Source organism: Streptococcus sp. 1621 (assembly GCF_013276615.1).
Lineage (GTDB): Bacteria > Bacillota > Bacilli > Lactobacillales > Streptococcaceae > Streptococcus.
Genome location: NZ_VMLJ01000013.1, coordinates 83,448 through 102,553, shown reverse-complemented (window position 1 = coordinate 102,553; position 19,106 = coordinate 83,448). Strand labels below are relative to the sequence as shown.

The 19,106-nt window shown below is 41.3% G+C and carries 19 protein-coding genes; 1 reads left to right on the top strand and 18 read right to left on the bottom strand.

Translation table 11 applies throughout. The annotated features are described in order from the left end of the window. Positions 1-6 precede the first annotated feature (6 nt). The 6 genes from HT697_RS03620 to HT697_RS03595 form a co-directional block, all read right to left on the bottom strand. Positions 7-3,105 (bottom strand): DEAD/DEAH box helicase, encoded by a 3,099-nt coding sequence (locus HT697_RS03620; protein WP_173262155.1) that lies wholly within the window; start codon positions 3,103-3,105, stop codon positions 7-9. Positions 3,106-3,197: 92 nt separating this feature from the next. Then, positions 3,198-4,364: a MalY/PatB family protein gene (locus HT697_RS03615; RefSeq protein ID WP_173262153.1), complete on the bottom strand. Its 1,167-nt coding sequence runs from the start codon at positions 4,362-4,364 to the stop codon at positions 3,198-3,200. Between the two features lie 7 nt (positions 4,365-4,371). Then, positions 4,372-5,466, bottom strand: a complete 1,095-nt coding sequence (locus HT697_RS03610) for a cystathionine gamma-synthase (protein WP_173262151.1) — start codon at positions 5,464-5,466, stop codon at positions 4,372-4,374. Between the two features lie 164 nt (positions 5,467-5,630). After that, positions 5,631-6,086: a hypothetical protein gene (locus HT697_RS03605; protein WP_173262149.1), complete on the bottom strand. Its 456-nt coding sequence runs from the start codon at positions 6,084-6,086 to the stop codon at positions 5,631-5,633. A gap of 313 nt (positions 6,087-6,399) precedes the next feature. Further along, on the bottom strand, positions 6,400-8,358 hold the full coding sequence (locus tag HT697_RS03600; protein ID WP_173262146.1) for a peptide ABC transporter substrate-binding protein: 1,959 nt from the start codon (positions 8,356-8,358) through the stop codon (positions 6,400-6,402). A 204-nt stretch (positions 8,359-8,562) separates the two neighbouring features. Continuing rightward, complete coding sequence (locus HT697_RS03595; RefSeq protein WP_173262143.1) at positions 8,563-10,185, bottom strand: polysaccharide biosynthesis protein; 1,623 nt, start codon at positions 10,183-10,185, stop codon at positions 8,563-8,565. A 105-nt stretch (positions 10,186-10,290) separates the two neighbouring features. On the opposite strand from HT697_RS03595, the gene HT697_RS03590 reads away from it, so the two are divergent. Then, complete coding sequence (locus tag HT697_RS03590) at positions 10,291-11,736, top strand: UDP-N-acetylmuramoyl-L-alanyl-D-glutamate--L-lysine ligase (protein ID WP_173262141.1); 1,446 nt, start codon at positions 10,291-10,293, stop codon at positions 11,734-11,736. Positions 11,737-11,781: 45 nt separating this feature from the next. On the opposite strand, the gene HT697_RS03585 is transcribed toward HT697_RS03590, so the two are convergent. The 12 genes from HT697_RS03585 to rpsF form a co-directional block, all read right to left on the bottom strand. Beyond that, positions 11,782-11,976, bottom strand: a complete 195-nt coding sequence (locus HT697_RS03585; protein ID WP_000051195.1) for a CsbD family protein — start codon at positions 11,974-11,976, stop codon at positions 11,782-11,784. Between the two features lie 99 nt (positions 11,977-12,075). Then, the gene (locus tag HT697_RS03580) at positions 12,076-12,726 is read right to left on the bottom strand and encodes a DUF1803 domain-containing protein (protein WP_173262138.1); all 651 of its coding nucleotides are present in this window, start codon (positions 12,724-12,726) and stop codon (positions 12,076-12,078) included. After that, on the bottom strand, positions 12,710-13,222 hold the full coding sequence (locus HT697_RS03575; protein ID WP_173262135.1) for a YiiX/YebB-like N1pC/P60 family cysteine hydrolase: 513 nt from the start codon (positions 13,220-13,222) through the stop codon (positions 12,710-12,712). Before HT697_RS03575 ends, HT697_RS03580 begins: the two co-directional genes overlap by 17 nt. 86 nt (positions 13,223-13,308) lie before the next feature. Beyond that, positions 13,309-14,244: a manganese-dependent inorganic pyrophosphatase gene (locus HT697_RS03570; protein ID WP_173262132.1), complete on the bottom strand. Its 936-nt coding sequence runs from the start codon at positions 14,242-14,244 to the stop codon at positions 13,309-13,311. Positions 14,245-14,468: 224 nt separating this feature from the next. Beyond that, the gene (locus HT697_RS03565) at positions 14,469-14,753 is read right to left on the bottom strand and encodes a GIY-YIG nuclease family protein (RefSeq protein WP_173262129.1); all 285 of its coding nucleotides are present in this window, start codon (positions 14,751-14,753) and stop codon (positions 14,469-14,471) included. Next, positions 14,743-15,492: a tRNA1(Val) (adenine(37)-N6)-methyltransferase gene (locus HT697_RS03560; protein WP_042901322.1), complete on the bottom strand. Its 750-nt coding sequence runs from the start codon at positions 15,490-15,492 to the stop codon at positions 14,743-14,745. The genes HT697_RS03565 and HT697_RS03560 overlap by 11 nt, the downstream gene beginning before the upstream one ends. 53 nt (positions 15,493-15,545) lie before the next feature. After that, positions 15,546-15,905, bottom strand: coding sequence for a S1 RNA-binding domain-containing protein (locus tag HT697_RS03555; protein ID WP_173262126.1), 360 nt, complete (start codon positions 15,903-15,905; stop codon positions 15,546-15,548). A 1-nt stretch (position 15,906) separates the two neighbouring features. Further along, positions 15,907-17,307, bottom strand: coding sequence for a bifunctional Cof-type HAD-IIB family hydrolase/peptidylprolyl isomerase (locus HT697_RS03550; RefSeq protein ID WP_173262123.1), 1,401 nt, complete (start codon positions 17,305-17,307; stop codon positions 15,907-15,909). A gap of 82 nt (positions 17,308-17,389) precedes the next feature. Beyond that, positions 17,390-17,893: a GNAT family N-acetyltransferase gene (locus tag HT697_RS03545; protein WP_173234695.1), complete on the bottom strand. Its 504-nt coding sequence runs from the start codon at positions 17,891-17,893 to the stop codon at positions 17,390-17,392. 121 nt (positions 17,894-18,014) lie between these two features. Further along, positions 18,015-18,254 carry a 30S ribosomal protein S18 gene (rpsR, locus tag HT697_RS03540; RefSeq protein WP_000068664.1) on the bottom strand — a complete coding sequence of 80 codons (240 nt, stop codon included), beginning with the start codon at positions 18,252-18,254 and terminating at the stop codon, positions 18,015-18,017. 31 nt (positions 18,255-18,285) lie between these two features. Further along, positions 18,286-18,756 carry a single-stranded DNA-binding protein SsbA gene (ssbA, locus tag HT697_RS03535; protein WP_000609606.1) on the bottom strand — a complete coding sequence of 157 codons (471 nt, stop codon included), beginning with the start codon at positions 18,754-18,756 and terminating at the stop codon, positions 18,286-18,288. An 11-nt stretch (positions 18,757-18,767) separates the two neighbouring features. Then, a complete protein-coding gene (gene rpsF / locus HT697_RS03530) occupies positions 18,768-19,058 on the bottom strand; it encodes a 30S ribosomal protein S6 (protein WP_001151785.1) in 291 nt (96 codons plus the stop codon). Positions 19,059-19,106: the final 48 nt, after the last annotated feature.

Here is a 19,106-nt window from a genome sequence, read left to right as displayed (position 1 = left end):
GATTTTTCAAGTGCTGGCTTCAGAAATTCCCAAAATTTCTCTAATTTCTGCTAGGGTCAGACTGCCACGTGACTCTGTGCCATCCAATACTTGTGACACCAGATGTTTCTTTTGTTCTTGGAGTTCCTGAATTTTTTCTTCAATGGTTCCCTTGGTTACCAAGCGATAGACCTCAACCGTTTCTTCCTGACCCATCCGATGGGCACGGCCAATAGCTTGCGCTTCCACCGCAGGATTCCACCAAAGGTCAACCAAGATAACCGTATCAGCACCTGTCAGATTCAGACCGACACCACCAGCCTTGAGGGAAATCAGAAAGGCATCTCTTTCCCCTTGGTTAAAGGCTTTGGTCATGTCTTGTCTTTCCTTGGCTGGGGTTGAACCCGTAATTTTAAAGGAAGTCAAGCCCAAGTCTGGCAATTCTTGTTCAATTTTCTCCAACATTCCCTTGAACTGTGAGAAAATCAAGACACGGTGTCCACCGTCTGCCACCTGTACCAGCAGGTCTCGAAGACTATCCAGTTTGCCACTGGCTCCCTGATAATCTCCCATAAAGAGGGCAGGAGTGTCACAAATTTGACGCAAGCGCATCAGACCAGACAAGATTTCCACCCGACTTCGCTGAAATTCCTGATCTGACACTTGAGCCAATCTATCTCTCATCTGTTGCAACTGGGCTAGATAGATAGCCTTTTGCTGGTCTTCAAGTTCATTCTTATAAACCACTTCAATCAAGTCTGGTAATTCAGTCAGCACTTCTTCTTTCTTGCGTCGCATCACGAAAGGCTTGATAAACTGAGCCACTCGCTCTGCTGGCAATTTCATAAATTCTTTCTTGCTTGGCAAGAGTCCTGGCATGACGATTTGGAAAATAGACCACAGCTCACCTAGATGGTTTTCAATCGGAGTCCCTGACAAGGCAAAAACTGACGGCACCACAAATTGTCTCAAGGTCTGGGCAATCTTAGTCTGGGCATTTTTCATAACCTGAGCTTCATCTAAGAAAAGGAAATCAAAGGCCATCCCCTGATAAAGCTCACTGTCCTGACGGAAGGTAGCATAGCTCGTCACATAGATTTGATGGCTTTCAGCAAGAATCTCTTCACGACTAGCTTTCAAGCCATGAACAACAGCTACATCCAACTGTGGGGCAAATTTCTGAAATTCATCTGCCCAGTTGTAAATCAAACCAGATGGAGCGAGAATCAAAACCCGACTTTCTTTTGTCACTTGACTGGTCAAAAAAGCAATGGTCTGAAGGGTTTTCCCCAATCCCATATCATCAGCCAAAATCCCACCAAAACCATAATGATGGAGCATTTGCAGCCAGCCGATTCCCTTTTCCTGATAATCACGCAAATCAGCCTGAACCTGAGTTGCTTGTCGAGGGAAGTCCTCTGGATGCGTCAAATCATGGGCCAAATTCTGGAATTCCTGTGAAAAAGAAACACGGTCTCGTCCTTCAAAGAGATGAGCTAAACTATAAGCCAAAGATTTTCGAGCCTGCAAGGAGCCATCTTTTAGTTCAAACTGCCCCAGCTCCTGTAGATTTTGGCGAATTTTCTTGGTTTCTTCATCGAAAAAGTAGACTTGATTAGACGAATCAATGTAAAAATCTTGATTAGCAACCAAGGCCTGCATGGCTTGGTCAATTTCCTCTTGGGCAATATCTTGAAAATCAAACTGGATTTCCAAGAGACCTCCCTTGGAAGCAATCTGTACTTGAGGGCTTGCTAGGTTATAGAGTTCTTCTAACTTGTCTGATAAATCAACATTCCCGAGTTTTTCAAAGACTGGAATGATTTCGTGGAAAAAATGATAGACAGACTCGGCTTTTAAGGCCTGACGCCAAGATTGAAAATCTGCTTCAAAGCCAGCTACCAAACAGGCTTGGAAAACTCTTTCTTCTAAGTCAGCGTCACTCGAAAATGGCAATTCTTCTAGCTCTTGTCGGCTTGATACCTGCCTATCCCCATAATCAAACTGAATCTCTAAACGAATCCGATTATCTTCTTCCCTGTCAAAGTAAAAAGAGGGCGCAAAAGTTTTGATTTGTAACCGTTCTGGAGCTGAAACCGTCCCCATCTGGCTAAAGAACGTTAGACAGGAAGCTAACTTATCTCGGTCACTGCTATCAAATTGCAGGTGTTTTTTCCCATGTTGATCCACAGGCAGCGCTTTAATTTCCTTTAGAAGTTGCATCTGCTGGTCTGTTAGAAAATAAACCCGTCCTTTATGGAACAGCACAGCTCCCTGATAAAAGGCATTAACTCTTGGACTCTCTCTGATTTCCATTTCAAAATAATCCGAGTATTCTGTTACTGTAAAGGCAAATAGATTGGCATCAGCATGCATATCCTGAAAAAGCAGAGTCTGGTAACTATCCACTTGATGGTCAAATTGAAAATGCGGCAAGGTCATCAGTAAATTCACACCCTGCTCAAAAAAAGTCAGAGGGAAAAAGAGGTGCCGACCTTGGTTTTGGAAAAAGAGGTCTGGAGCCTGTCCTTCCTCCATTAGTCCGCGCAAGAAAGTCAGAAGTTCTTGACTAGCCTCATCAAAGGCTTCCCAAGACAAGGATTCCTCATAAGTTTTGCCAATCATATAAGACTTTCTCTGCTCGACAATCCTTAAAAAGAGTGGAATATCTCGAATGACATAGTATTTTTGGCTATTGATTTGGCCGATTCTCAGAGTCCACAAGATATGATTGGTTCCTGCTTCCACCTGCCCCACAGCCGATAATTCATAGGCTCGGTCTGATTTTGGAGACAAGATTCGATCCAAAAATTTGCCACCCAAGGTCACCTTGGTTTCAACGGCCTCTTTTTCTTCATGACCTTCTTCCAGACTCTGCAAGATTTCCTGACCACGATCATCATTTTTCAGAAAATGCTCCAGCGCTGCCAAGTGGACACAGTAGCCCCTCTTTTGGAAAAAATCGCAGGCACAAAAAACCAAATCATCCTCTAAACTATAGCGCAGTTCTTCTTCTGCCACGCGAGCATAGAGCCGATTGTTCTTTTCCTTGATGATGTCAACCTTACCAGTTTCATAAAGGGCAACGCCTTCGATACGGACTTTCCCCGGAATCAATTTAGCCATATTTTCACCTTTACCTTATCTTTTTATTATACCATATTTTCCCCTATGAAAATAGCCTTCTAGGAAGACTTTTCTCCTAGAAGGCTGGATTTTTAACGTTTGGCAAAAGTCGTCACAATTCGCTGACAAACTTCTTGCAGCAGAGATTTAGGCATGGCTACATTGAGACGGGCATGGAGACTTCCTTCCTCCCCAAAATCCAAACCACGATTGAGGATAACCTTAGCTTCATTTCTCAACAGCTCTTGCAATGCTTCATCAGTCAGGTCATAGGCTGAAAAATCAAGCCAAATCAAGTAGGTTCCTTGCGGTTTCATAACCTTGATTTTAGTCTCTTTTCCAAATAAATCCACCACGTAATTGATGTGGTCTTCAAAGACTTGCTTGAGTTCCTCTAGCCAACCCTTCCCATAGCGATAAGCAGCTTCTGTCGCCAAATAGCCCAAGCCTGAAATTTCATGCTGATTATTGGTCAACTGGCGTTTCTGGAAAGCCAGTCTCAACTTAGGATTTTCAATAACTGCATAGGAATTTTTTGTCCCAGCAATATTAAAGGTTTTAGTAGCACTGCTCAAGACAATCGCAAATTCTTTAAAGTCAGGGTTGACAGTATTGAAAGACTGGTGTTTGTGACCAAAGAGGGCCAAATCTTGGTGAATCTCATCTGAAACCAAGAAAACACCATATTTTTGACAGAGTTGACCAATCTTCTCCAACACTTCTTTTTCCCAAACACGTCCACCAGGATTGTGAGGATTGCAGAGAATATAAAGTTTGACATCCTCTTCCACCAAATCCTTTTCAAGTTGGTCAAAGTCAATCTCAAACAGACCATCCTTTTCCACCAAAGAATTGGTAATCAATCTACGATTATTCAACTTGACACTGCGAGCAAAAGGTGGGTAGACAGGTGTGTTAATCAGAACTGCCTCGCCTTCTTTTGTAAAGGCTTGAATAGCTGTTGAGATAGCTGGTACCACACCCTCGATAAAGACAAGAGCCTCTTTGTCAAAGTGGTAACCGTGTTGTGTGGCTTCCCACTTTTGAACTTCCTTAATTAACTCATCACTGGCATAGGTATAGCCATAAACCAGTTGATCCGCATAAGTCTGCACGGCTTGGCGGATTTCAGGCAAGACTACAAAGTCCATATCCGCTATCCAAGCTGGTAGAACTTCACTATCCGTTTCTGTTTCTTTCCATTTATAGGTATGGTGCCCTAAACGGTTGGGCAGGCTTGTAAAATCATATTTTCCCATCTTTGTCTTATCCTTCCAAGGCTTGGTGCAAATCTGCAATCAAATCTCTAGCATCCTCAATCCCAATCGACAAACGCAAGAGGTCATCTGTCAAACCATAGGAATGGCGCACTTCTGCTGGAATATCAGCATGGGTTTGAGTCGTTGGATAAGTAATGAGACTTTCTACCCCACCCAAACTTTCCGCAAAAGAGAAGACCTTGAGACTGTTCAAAATATGTGGAATGCGCGTTTCATCGGCTACTTTAAAGGAAATCATGCCCCCACGACCAGTATAGAGAACTTCCTTAACTGCTGGAGAATCCTTCAAAAAGGCAACCACTTCTTGGGCATTAGCTGTTGAGCGCTCCATACGAAGAGACAAGGTCTTGAGACCACGAATCAATTGATAGCTGTCAAATGGTGACAAGACTGCCCCTGTCGTATTGAGATTGTAGAAAAGCTTCTCGTATAGTTCTAAACTATTGGTCACAACCACTCCAGCCAAGACATCATTGTGGCCTGCTAGATACTTGGTTGCTGAATGAAGAACGATATCTGCTCCATCTTCAACCGGACGTTGGTAGATAGGGCTGTAGAAGGTATTGTCCACCACCACTTTGGCACCCTTAGCATGAGCCAATTTTGCTAGTTTTTCGATATCAAATTCCAACATCAAGGGATTGGTTGGCGTTTCGATATAGAGAACATCCACGTCCTTTTCTAACTCGGCAATCAACTCTTCTTCTGTATTGGCATAGGTAAAATGGAAACGGCCTTCCTGCTCCACTTGATTGAACCAGCGGAAAGAACCACCGTAAAGGTCACGGACAGCCAAGACCTTACTTCCTACTGGGAAGACACTAAAGGCCAATACAATTGCTGACATTCCTGAGCTAGTAGCTAGGGCATAGTCTGCGGACTCAATAGCTGCCAAGACTTCTTCTGCCTTACTGCGAGTTGGGTTTTTGGTGCGCGTATAGTCAAATCCAGTAGATTGACCAAACTCTGGATGCTGATAGGTCGTTGAAAAATGAAGCGGTGTCACCAATGCACCTGTCGCTTCATCTGACTTAATACCCGCCTGGGCCAAAATTGTGTTAATGTGTAATTCCTTGCTCATACAATTCCTCCAAATCTATAGTAACTATTGTACCACTTATTTTCACCAACTCATTTTCTTCTTTTCAAGAGCTAGTTATAGTTTCAAACTATAGACTTATCGAGTAAAGCTAAAAAGAATCCAGAAAACACTCCAGATTCTTTTGTGAAAATGATTGCTAGGGCTTACTTAGACTGAAAGAAATCCTGTTGGGATAAATAGTCATAATGGTCTTTGTTAAATTGATACTGTCCCATATGCCGACTAACCTGACCGACATCCACAGAAAAAATATAGTCTTCATTTTGATAGTTCCAGTTCAGCCTAACTGTATTCAAGACTGACTTATAAGTAAAATCTTTGACTTGATTCCAAGGCATCTCTACGACGTGATTAGAACGATTTTCTGTTACATCACTGATGTCCATCAAGTAAATCCCCTTGGTTGTGAAGGCCAGAATCTTAGGCTTCACACTCGACTGAACATAGTAGGAACCACCTATTATGAAAAAATCAATAAAGGATTTGAACCATGTCTTTTTCTTGAAAGCCATCAGAAAATTCTTTTGCCCTTCAATGTGGCAAGTTGAGAGAAATGATTCAATCTGTTTTTCTGTTGCAAACTCCATAATAGCGCCCATGATGTTACCTCCATAAAAATCACTAAATAGACAGTTAAGAATTCTTCACTTAAAGAAGAACTTATCATTTGTTGCATTTTATCTTACTTTTCCAGCAGATGGCATCCCTCCTATAACATTACCCTAGCATATGCATACTTCAGTTAACACTGGAAGAGACTTTCGAAAATAGTTTCTCACGTTTTTGTTATATTCATTATAACATAAATTCAAGAAACAAAGAAAAAAATGTGAGATTTTTCTTCCAAATTTACCATCATTCTATTAAAAAACGACAGTTTCCTTCGAAACCATCGTTTTTCTTGAAAAATTCTTATTTGACATGTTTTGCCAACTCTTCTTGAGCTTTTTTATTAGATTCTTCTTTTTCTTTCAACCATTTTTCTTTAGCTTTTTCATATTCGTCTTTTGTAACTGTCTTATCTTGTAATTTGAGGTATTTATAGGATTCGACCCCTTTATTACCAGCCAATGAATATGGTGTTGAGAAAGGAACAATTTTTCTCAATGTTGGTGTTCCGCCTAGTGAAACATTTGGAATTGCTAGAGAGCTATCTACTAACCAAGCTTGGGCATCTGCATATTTTTCATAACGTTTAGCTGGATCTTGCTCCTTATTGGCTTCTTCCAACATTTGAGTGTAGACATCCAATCCAACAGCCTTGGCCTTGTCATTGGCTTCACCTGGCTCTATACCTAGATTTTGCATCAAACCACCAGAATTAACATTAAAGACATCAAGATAGGTTGAAGGGTCTTGATAGTCTGCACTCCAACCACCGTTGTAAAGATCATAATCTTTCTGAGCTGCAGTTTGAGCTAGATAACCTGAACTATCATAGTCCTCTGTAGAAAGTAGGTGGACATCAATCACAACATTTTCTGCACCTAAGACAGACTCAATTGATTGCTTCATGGAATTGATTCCTTGAATTTCAGCCTTATTAGCCAAATCTATAGTTTTATCTAAGTGTATAGGGAATTGAACTCCTTTGGCTTGGAGTTCTTTCTTAGCTTCAGCAAATTTAGCTTTAGCTTTTTCTGGATTGTAGTATGGATCCTGGGCATCTGCAAAGTTGATTCCTTGCCATTCCTTACCATAATTGACCATCTTAGAGGCTACTACTTCACCAAAGTCTTTTCCCTTGATACTTACGAAATTTGGAGGAACAACCAAGTTACGCAAAATCTTAGTTGCCCCCTCTTCTCCTTGAGATTGAGCCCCGTAAGCTGTACGATCATAGGCAAAGTTAATGGCTTGACGGAAGTTTTTGTTAAGAACTGCTTCTTGAGTCGATTTCTTTTCAGCATCACTTGTCTTAGAAGTGAATTTATAAGATTTTCTATCCAAGTTAAAGTTTAAGAAGTAAGAAGTGGCATCTTGCAAGCTATAGATGATATTATCCTTATTCTTCTCTTTAATCCCTTCAAAACTTGAACTATTTGGATAGAGACGAGCATAGCTATAGGCACCCTCCACAAAGTTACGAGCCAGTGCATCTTGGTCACTACCATCATAATAAGCCAATTTCACATCATCTACAAAGACATTTTTAGCATCCCAGTAGTTAGGATTTTTCTTGAATTCGATGACCGATTTTGAAACAAAGGATTTCATCAAGAAAGGTCCATTGTACAAAATGCTAGATGGATCTACCTTCCCGAAATCATCCCCTTTTGATTTCAAGAAATCTGCATTGACTGGAAAGAGAATCGTTGAGGTTGTTTTTGAGTTCCAATAAGATTCTGGTCGTGTCAAGGTATATTGAACGGTTTGATCATCAAGAGCCTTAACTCCGACAGTTGAAAAGTCGCTTGTTTTACCAGTGATATAGTCATCTAAACCAGCAACGGATTCTTGTACTAAGTACAAGGCTTCTGATTTTTTATCAGCCGCATATTTCAAACCAGTGACAAAATCTTGGGCAGTTACAGGAGCATATTCTTCTCCATCTGCAGTATACCACTTAGCATCTTTACGCAGTTTGTAGGTATAGGTCAAACCGTCCTTAGAAACACTCCAATCCTCTGCCAAAGATGGAATATAGTTTCCATACTGGTCATTTTCCATGAGCCCATCTACCAAATTGACCACGATATCATTGGTCGTTGCACGGTTTTCTGCTAGATAATTCAAACTTGATGGGTCACTTACGTAAACATAGTTATATGTTTTTGATGCTGTGCTAGAATTTCCACAGGCACTTAACAAAATACCTGCACTTAACACGACACCTGCAAGTGCTGCATACTTGGCCTTAGACTTTTTCATCTCCAGAACCTCCTGATTTAAATATTTGTTTTATTATACAACATTTAGTTTGTTTAGTCAATGATTTTTTCCAAAAAAATCGAAAAAGACCTCATCTTCTACTTTCAAAAGATAATTTTAGCTATTTTGACGCTAAAAAAGGAATAAGTTTCAAGTTCTCCTAAAAGATTGTTCAACTTATTCCTTTTATTTATAAATGCTATCTTACGAAAGATTAAATTTTGCTCGCAGGCGATCTGCTTGGGCTTTTCCAATCACCTTATCCAATAAACGAGTACGGAGACTCATGACTCCGTATACTCCTCCACCCATGGCACCGACAAGAGCTACATAAAGGAAGCTCCACAAACGTCCACTCGGTTGGAAGAAAAATCCTAACAGCCACTGGATGGTTCCTATTAACAGAAACATGACTAGGGTCAGCAAACTGATTAAAATGGTTCGCTTCAAAATCACCTTGCGCTTGACACCCGTTACCTTACAAATATCCCGATACATCAAGACATTAGGAATGATGAGAGCAATGGTTGTGGAAATCAAAGGTCCGTAACTGTGGAAGAGAGCGATGGTAGGTAGTTGCAAGACTAGCTTGGCAATAGAACCATAGATAAAATAGAGAACGGCCTTGCGGTTGCGGAACATGGCCTGAAGCATTGGAGACAAGACCATGTACAAGCCTAAAATAATAGACTGCAAAACTGCAAAGACAAATAAGCCCAGAGCCAAACTATCTGGCTTACCATAGAAGACCGTATAAAGAGGTCCCCCTACCATGACCACTCCAACCGTTGCTGGTAGCAGGAACATAAAGAGTAAGGTGAGACTATCCTGAACGAGACGAGAAGCTGCTTTCAAGTCCCCCTTGACATAGTTTTCAGTCAAAAGTGGCAAACCGACACCCCCAATTGAAACTCCAACAGAAATCAAAATCATCGTGATTTTATTAGGATTGGCTGAGAAATAAGAAAACATGACAACCAAGTCCTCGTTGCTGTAGTTGGTAAACCAGCTCATACTATTGATAAAGGTCAGCTGGTCCAAAATCTGGAAGAGCTGGATGGCAGACCCTGTCAAGATAAAAGGAATGGCTTCCTTAATGGTATCGATCAAAAGATGCTTGCTGTTAATCTTATCCCCTGTTTCAAGGACTCTTTTGAGTAAGCCTTCTTGAGCAAGGAAATAAATCAAAACTGCAAAACTAGCTACCATGCCGACAAAGGCAGCAAAGGTGGATTGGGTAACCGCTACTAGGTAATCTCCTGAACCAAGTTTCATAATGATAAAGGTTGCTAGGAGCATCCAGATAACACGAATGACCTGCTCAGCAATTTGGCTCATGGCATAAGGTTTGAGATTATTCATCCCTTGGAAAAATCCTCGGATAACACTCATAGACGGGAAAATCAAGACTCCCCAAGCCAAGCTTTGCATGATTGGGATCAAGTCTTTGCCCACGCCAGACAAGTCTGCTAGCCAAGGAGCAAAGAGATACAAGACTAAAGCAAAAACCAGGCCTAGTCCTGTCATAAAGCCTAAAAAGCTCCGAATCAGGGCAAAGCTATGCTCCTCTTCTCGCATGGTATTATACTTGGCAACTTGCTTGGCTACCGCAACTGGAATCCCTGCTGTTGAAACCAGCAAGAACCAAGCATAGATATTATAGCCCATGGTGAAGAGACCATTGGCCGTAGCCGCATAAGACCCCATCCAGATATACCAAGGTATAATGTAAATAGCCCCAAGCAGGCGACTGATAAAGTTACTAGCCGTTAGCCAAGCAGTCCCCCGTAACATCTGGGCCTGCTGGTGATTGTTTTCGTGCGACATAGATTCCTCATTCAATTTTGATAACTAGGAAAAACTCCTTATCTTCCATTATAAACTTTTCCTTGTCACTTGTAAATTTGCGACTTTCGGTTTACAATAGAAAGTATGATTAAGATTGAAACCGTATTAGATATTTTAAAGAAAGATGGCCTTTTTCGCGAAATTATTGACCAAGGTCATTACCACTACAACTACAGCCATGTCGTCTTTGACACCATCTGCTATGACAGCCGAAAAGTAAAAGAAGACACTCTTTTTTTTGCAAAAGGCGCTGCCTTTAAAAAAGAATACCTTCTTTCTGCTATAACACAAGGCTTAGCTTGGTATGTAGCTGAAAAGGACTACGAAGTCGGTATCCCTGTCATCATTGTGAACGACATTAAGAAAGCCATGAGTCTGATTGCTATGGAATTTTATGGAAATCCACAGGAAAAACTCAAACTCCTCGCCTTTACTGGAACCAAGGGTAAGACAACAGCAGCCTATTTCGCTTATAACATCTTATCTCAAGGGCATCGACCTGCTATGTTGTCGACCATGAATACAACTCTTGATGGCAAGACTTTCTTCAAGTCAGCGTTGACAACCCCCGAGAGTATTGATCTATTTGACATGATGCATCAAGCTGTGCAAAATGACCGTACCCACCTCATCATGGAAGTCTCCAGTCAAGCCTATCTGGTCAAACGTGTCTATGGCCTAACCTTTGATGTGGGAGTTTTCCTCAATATCAGCCCCGACCATATCGGCCCGATTGAACACCCTAACTTTGAAGACTACTTCTACCACAAGCGTCTCTTGATGGAAAATAGCCGAGCAGTCATCATTAACAGTGACATGGACCACTTTTCTGTACTAAAAGAACAAGTGGCAGATCAAGACCATGATTTCTATGGTAGCCAATCAAATAATCAAATCGAGAATTCCAAAGCCTTTAGCTTTTCAGCTACGGGTAAACTCGCTAGTGATTATGATATTCAACTCATTGGACACTTCAACCAAGAAAATGCAGTTGCTGCTGGGCTTGCTTGCCTCCGTCTCGGAGCTAGTCTTGAGGACATCAAAAAAGGAATCGCTGCAACCCGCGTTCCTGGTCGCATGGAAGTCCTGACTCAGAAAAATGGAGCCAAGGTCTTCATCGACTACGCCCACAATGGGGATAGTCTGAAAAAACTCATCAATGTGGTTGAAACTCATCAAACTGGAAAAATTGCTCTGGTCTTAGGTTCGACAGGAAACAAGGGAGAAAGCCGTCGTAAGGACTTTGGCCTCCTCCTCAATCAACATCCTGAAATTCAAGTCTTTCTGACTGCTGATGACCCCAACTATGAAGACCCAATGGTCATTGCAGATGAAATCAGTAGCTACATCAATCATCCTGTTGAAAAAATTGCGGATCGCCAAGAAGCCATCAAGGCAGCTATGGCTATCACAAATCAAGAATTAGATGCTGTCATTATTGCTGGTAAGGGAGCAGATTGCTACCAAATCGTCCAAGGCAAGAAAGAAGCCTATCCAGGAGATGCCGCCGTAGCAGAAAATTATTTATAAGAATAGAAAAAATCAAGGGAAAATGAAACCCTTGATTTTTTACTATTATTTAGTAAAAACGTTTTTCAAACCTTCAACGGCACCTTCTACAGCACCTTTAGCGTCTTCTACAACGTCTTTTGCCTTAGCAACTGTTTTTTCAACAGCTCCTTCAAGTTCTGTCTTGCTGTCTCCAGTAACTTTACCAAAACCTTCTTTGACAGCGCCTGTTGCTTGTTCCAATTTGTTTTCAAGTGACATATGATTGTCTCCTTTAGTCTTATTCCGATATGTGTTATCGGTTACATTAGTATAAACTTATCGATAGATAAAGTCAAACAATGTGCTCAGAAAAAGCAATCACACTAAATAGAAAGTTAATTTTTCCTTATCAAAATCGATAGCCAACTCATACTTTCCATCTGCATTTTGGACAATATAACCTAGGACAACTAAACTGTCCACAAAGATGTCACGACGTTTCTGCATAAGCTGATCTTTTTTAAGAAATTTTAGCAAAAAAGTCGTCATATATTTGAGGGCATACTCAGGATTGACATCTCCCAAAATGGCATAGAGTTCCTGCTGTTTTTCTGTCAAAGGATACTGATTTTTGACCTTGTAGAAATAATTAGACAGGGTCATTTTAGTGCGCGCAAAGTCCGTCTTTTCAACTAAAATAGCTGCATTGGTTTGATTGCGCAATTCCGTCTCAAAACTCTTCTCCAACAAAGTTTGATAAATTGGACTAGCTTCTCTAACAAAAATCTCTTGATCCAGTTCGAGACTATCGAGTGTTTTAAGCATAGGAAAATTGAGGTAATAGCGCTTATTTTCCCGACGAATCAAGCCAGCCTTTATATACTCTTCCATGAGTTTATCAACTGCCACATCTGGAAATTGAGCCTTAATTTCTCGTAAAATCACATCCTCATGCTGGTCCAGATAGCGGATCAATTCTCCAAAAAATGGCTGTCTCGTCAAACGAGATGGATTAAAAATCTGAATCATGAAGATTCCTTTCTTTACATTTTAACAGAGGCGATGCTGCCAACTGACTGGGATTGGTCCCAGCTTGGTTCAGAGGAACAGGCAGACCTAGTTCTCTGTAATATTCTCTCCAAAAATCACTAATCTCCTGCTCCCCATCCCCAAATTTCATAGGTATGTTTTCAAAAATGGGGAGAATTTCTGCCATGTACTGGGAACAGTAAAAACCAGCTCCATCTCGATAGAAAGAAGCATTATAAGAAGCTCCCAGATGTTTGCAAGCTCTTTCCTTCACCGACTGAATATCCATTTCTGGGTAGACATAGAGGTCGTACAAGTTATCAGATTCAAAGAAGTCTGCCGGTTCTTGACAGACAACACCAGCCTGTCCACTAGAATGGTAAATCATCCCATCCAAATAAATGGCAACATGGTTATAGTTGCCTGTGGAAGTCTGGATGGCCTGTCCCATATCTGACTCATCTCTCACAAAAATCAAATCGCCATTTTCTAACATGCTTCACTCCTAGAAAAAAAGGAGCCGAAACTCCTTTCGATATAAGGCAAACTAGCCTTTCCTAATTTGAATTAACACTCAAAATCTTAAGCATTAAAGCTTTCAGTCAATTGAGGTACCACTTGTTTCTTACGTGAAACAGCACCAGCAAGAAAAGCATGATTGTTTTCAAGTTTGAAGTTGAAAGCTGCTTCGACTTTGCCCATATTGGTACCAAGAGCTAAGATTTCTGAGTTTGAGTTGACGATGTCTGTAATCATCAAGACAAAGTCAGAGTAGCCGTTTGCTTCGTTAGCAGCTTGCATTGCAGCTTCAATTTCTGCTTGACGTTCCAAGACTTCAGCGATGTCAACTGTGTTCACTTGGGCAACACGGACATTATTTCCGTTCAATTCAAAAGTTTTAGCATCGATGTCAATCAATTCTTCAGCAGATTTGCTAGCCAAGTTTGTACCAGCTTTCAACATAGCCAAACCATATTCTTCCAAGTTGACACCAGCTAATTCAGCCAATTCAGGAGCAATGACTGTATCTGTTGAGTGTGTTGTTGGTGATTTCAAAAGAAGGGTATCTGAAATCAAACCTGAAAGCATCAAACCAGCAATCTCTTTAGGCACAGCCACACCATGTTCTTTGAACATACGGTAAACGATTGAAGACGCTGAACCAACTGGCTCCAAACGCATGTAAAGTGGGCTTGCAGTTTCAAAGTTAGCCACACGGTGGTGGTCTACAACACCATAAACTTCTACTTCAGCGATATCTGATACAGATTGTTGGAATTCATTGTGGTCAGTCAAGATAACTTGCTCTGCGCCTTCTGCTTTAGCAGAAGTGATAACACGCGGTGCTTCCACACCAAAATAGTTCAAGACAAAGGCTGTTTCTTCATTTGGAGTTCCAAGAGCAACAGCTTCCGTATCCAAACCGTAAGCTTCTTTTGCAAGGTAGGCAAAGGCTACAGATGACCCGATGGCATCTGAGTCTGGATTTTGGTGACCAAATACTAGAATCTTAGACATGATAATACCTCATTTTGTTTATTCTCTTTATTGTAGCATTTTTTTCGCTTTTTGACAAAAGTAAGAGGAGTCAAAGGACTCCTCACGATTCTTCAAAATAACTGATACTCTTCGAAAATCTCTTCAAACCACGTCAGCTTCGCCTTGCCGTAGGTATGGGTACTGACTTCGTCAGTTCTNNGCAGTGCTTTGAGCAACCTACGGCTAGCTTCCTAGTTTGCTCTTTAATTTTCATTTAGTATAAGTAAATTTCTATCTTGATTTTCAGATAAAAATCTTTCCTTCTGTGGCCTCGTCTTACGCTTGAGAAGGGCTTCAGCCGACATGGCTTCTTCCTTACTGGCAAAACCTTGAGCATAAATAAGTTTCACTGGCAAGCGTGCTCGTGTGTATTTGGCTCCCTTCCCACCATTGTGGACAGCGAGGCGTCTTCTCACATCAGTCGTATAACCTGTATAGTAGGATCCGTCACGACACTCCAGCACGTACATATAAGCCTTATGATCCATAATAAATCTCTTCGAGTTCCGGCGTATAAGAGCCATCATCATTGTGGACAATGAGAGGTGGCAAGACCTTAAAGCCACTTGTCGAGCCATCCTTGATAGCCTCAATCAAGAGCATATTGGCTTCTTTTTCCCGCTTTGGATAAACAAACTGCAGGCGCTTAGGGGCTAGATTATGCCGTTGCAACATATCCAGAATGTCCAAGAGTCGGTCAGGACGATGAACCATAGCCAACCGTCCATTAGACTTGAGAATACTCTGGGCACTACGACAGATTTCCTGCAAATTGGTCGTGATTTCATGGCGCGCCAAGAGATAATGTTCACTCTCGTTCAGGTTTGAATGAGGATCCACCTTGAAATAGGGCGGATTACACAAAATCATATCCACCTTACTTCCCTGGATGTAAGCAGGCATATTTTTCAAATCATCACAGATGACCTGCATCTGCTCTTCCAAACCATTCAAACGGACAGAGCGTTCAGCCATATCCGCCAAACGCTCCTGAATCTCAACAGCCAAAATCTGTGCTTGAGTACGAGTGCTAGCAAATAGCCCCACTGCTCCATTCCCAGCGCAGAAATCCACAATCAAGCCCTTTTTAGGAAAACGTGGAAAACGTGACAAGAGAACACTATCCACCGAATAGCTAAAAACCTCTCTATTTTGAATAATTTTGATATCTGTTGAGAAGAGCTGGTTAATTCGCTCCCCTGATTTTAATAATTGTTCTTCTTCCATGGTTCTATTATAGCAGATTTATATTAACATTACAAAAAATATAAAATTCTAAACTACTTCTTCTTTTTTAAATGGTGCAGGGCTTCTCTAGTCCAAATTGGCATCATTCGTTTAAGAGGCGCAAAGCCGTAGTTAAAACGGTCGCTTGAAAAGCGTCTCCGTCTCGGAAACTGGTGCTTTTCTTCCTCCAAAGTGCGGATAGAAAGACTGGCTTTCCCTGTAAATTCATCTAAATCTACTACCTGAATCTGAACCTCTTCATCGACTTTCAAGGCTTCATGAATATTTTCAATAAAGCCTGTTCGAATCTCTGAAATGTGAATCAGCCCCGTATCACCCGTCTCTAGCTCAACAAAGGCACCGTAGGGCTGAATCCCTGTAATACGACCCTTTAGCTTATCACCGATTTTCATCTTAGTCCTCGATTTCAATTGTTTCAATCACAACATCTTCAACTGGCTTGTCCATCGCCCCCGTCTCAACAGCAGCAATGGCATCCAAGACAACGTAAGAAGCTTCATCAGCTAACTGTCCAAAAACCGTGTGACGGCGGTCTAGGTGAGGAGTTCCTCCTTGGTTGGCATAGATTTCCGCAATCGGTTCTGGCCAACCACCACGAGCAATTTCTTTCTTAGAATAAGGTAGGTGTTGGTTTTGCACGATAAAGAACTGGCTACCGTTGGTATTTGGACCAGCATTGGCCATGGAAAGAGCACCACGGATATTGTAAAGTTCTTCTGAGAATTCATCCTCAAATGATTCGCCGTAGATTGACTCGCCACCCATACCAGTTCCAGTTGGGTCTCCACCTTGGATCATAAAGTCCTTGATAATACGGTGGAAAATGACCCCATCATAGTAGCCATCTTTTGAAAGCGCAACAAAGTTAGCCACTGTTTTATGAGCATGCTCTGGGAAGAGCTTGATACGTAAGTCCCCGTGATTGGTCTTAATAGTCGCGAGAGGACCTTCTACTGTTTCAATGTCTACTTGTGGGAAATGCAATTCTTTTTCTACCATACCAAATCCTTCTAAGGCATCAAAAATGCCATCTTCTTCTAGTGTTTTTGTAATATAATCTGCTTTTTCTTTGATCTTATCATGAGAAATTCCCATTGCAACGCTGATTCCAGCATAATCAAAGAGTTCCAAGTCGTTGAGCCCATCTCCAAAAACCATGACGTTCTCTGGTTTCAAGCCTAGGTGTTCCACAACCTTTTCCACACCCATCGCTTTGGAGCCTGAAATCGGCACAATATCAGACGAATGCTCATGCCAACGAACCATGCGAAGTTTGTCAGAGAGACTGTCAGGCAAGTGCAAGTCATCTCCCTTATCTTCAAAAGTCCACATCTGATAAATATCTACTTTTTCATGAAAATTAGGATCTACATCTAAATCGGGGTAAATTGGATTGATCGCTTCACTAATCATATCGGTGCGAGTCGACAACTTGGCATCATGACTCCCAACCAAGCCATACTCAATTCCCTCTTGCTTGGCCCAAGAGATATATTCCTCAACATCTGACTTCTCAATCTGATGTTGATAAATAACCTGACCTTTTTTATCTTCGATATAAGCCCCATTTAAGGTCACAAAAAAGTCAGGCTTGAGGTCACGAATCTCCGGAACGACACCAAAAATCCCTCGTCCAGAAGCAATACCTGTCAAAATTCCTTTCTCACGTAATTGCTTAAAAACAGCTGGGATTGAAGACGGAATAAAACCAGTCTTTGAATTCCGCAAGGTATCATCAATATCAAAAAAGACAATCTTAATCTTTTTTGCCTTGTATCTTAATTTCGCATCCATCTCACTACCTCTTTCAATCTAACTCTTTCCATTATACCATAAAGTAGCTAAATCCCCTATTTTCAAAGAAATTCGCTATCTCTTATTCGAACTTCTTGGATAAGTACAGAACTAAATCATCATTATTTTGAATAGTAGCATTCATTTCCAAGGGTTGATTTCGATACCAGACACCTGTCCCATCTGGAATATAGCCTCGTTTGATGTACAATCTCTGGGCAGGGCCATAGCCTAAGTGTAAACCTACACCAAGAGTGACCTTACTCGAAACAAACTTGACTCGTTTTTCTGCTTCTTCTAGCAGTTGACTCCCAATCCCTTGATTTCGAAAAGGCTCAAACACATTAAAATCTGATAATTCTGGATAGACTTCTGCAAAAGGACCATGTTTAGCCAAAGGTAAAATGGTAACGTAGCCCGCTACAGCACCATCAATCTCTGCAACTAAGACTTCTCTCTCCCCACTTTCCTGTTCCAGAAAATATCTAGCCAAAATTTCCTCTCTACCAGGCCAACCTTGATTCATAAAGCCATGAGATAAGGACTCAATATCAGACTTAATCATATTTCTAATCGTACAATTCATCTTTGACTTACCCACCTTTACTCTTTCTATTACTATTATAGCACGCCAAGGTCAGAAAAAAACTATCTCGTGAAAAAAGACCCGTAGGGGTCTGAAAAAGAGGTCCACCCGGACCTCTTTTTTAATCTTCGTTTACGAAAGGCATCAAAGCCATTACGCGAGCGCGTTTGATAGCTGTTGTTACTTTACGTTGGTTTTTAGCTGAAGTTCCTGTTACACGACGAGGAAGGATTTTCCCACGTTCTGAAACGAAACGGCTAAGAAGCTCAGTATCTTTGTAATCAACATATTCAATTTTGTTTGCTGCGATGTAATCAACTTTTTTACGGCGTTTGAATCCGCCACGACGTTGTTGAGCCATGTTTTTTCTCCTTTATAATTTTAGTTGTCCATTAGAATGGTAAATCATCATCTGAAATATCCAATGGATTTGTTGCTCCAAATGGATTTTCATCACGTGAAAAGTCTGGTACTGAATTTGTAGGTGCTGAATAGTTTGCAGTTGGGGCAGAGTAAGCTCCACCTGTATGACCTTCACGCACACTACGGCTTTCCAACATTTGGAAATTCTCAGCCACGACCTCTGTCACGTAGACACGTTGTCCTTGCTGGTTATCGTAACTACGAGTCTGGATACGACCTGTCACCCCGATAAGTGAGCCTTTTTTAGCCCAGTTAGCAAGGTTTTCAGCCTGTTGGCGCCACATAACGACATTGATAAAATCAGCCTCACGTTCGCCATTTTGACTCTTAAATGTACGGTTTACTGCAAGAGTAAAAGTCGCAACTGCTACATTTGATGGGGTATAACGCAACTCAGCATCACGTGTCATACGCCCTACAAGTACAACATTGTTAATCATAGTTTACCTTCTTACGCGTCAATTTTGACGATCATGTGACGAAGAATGTCAGCGTTGATTTTTGAAAGACGGTCAAACTCTTTAAGAGCTGCATCGTCGTTTGCTTCAACGTTAACGATGTGGTAAAGTCCTTCACGGAAATCTTGGATTTCGTATGCAAGACGACGTTTTTCCCAAGTTTTTGATTCAACAACAGTTGCACCGTTGTCAGTCAAAATAGAGTCAAAACGTGCTACCAAAGCGTTTTTAGCTTCTTCTTCAATGTTTGGACGAATGATATAAAGAATTTCGTATTTAGCCATTGATATGTTCCTCCTTTTGGTCTAATGACCCCAAGACTTTGCAAGGGG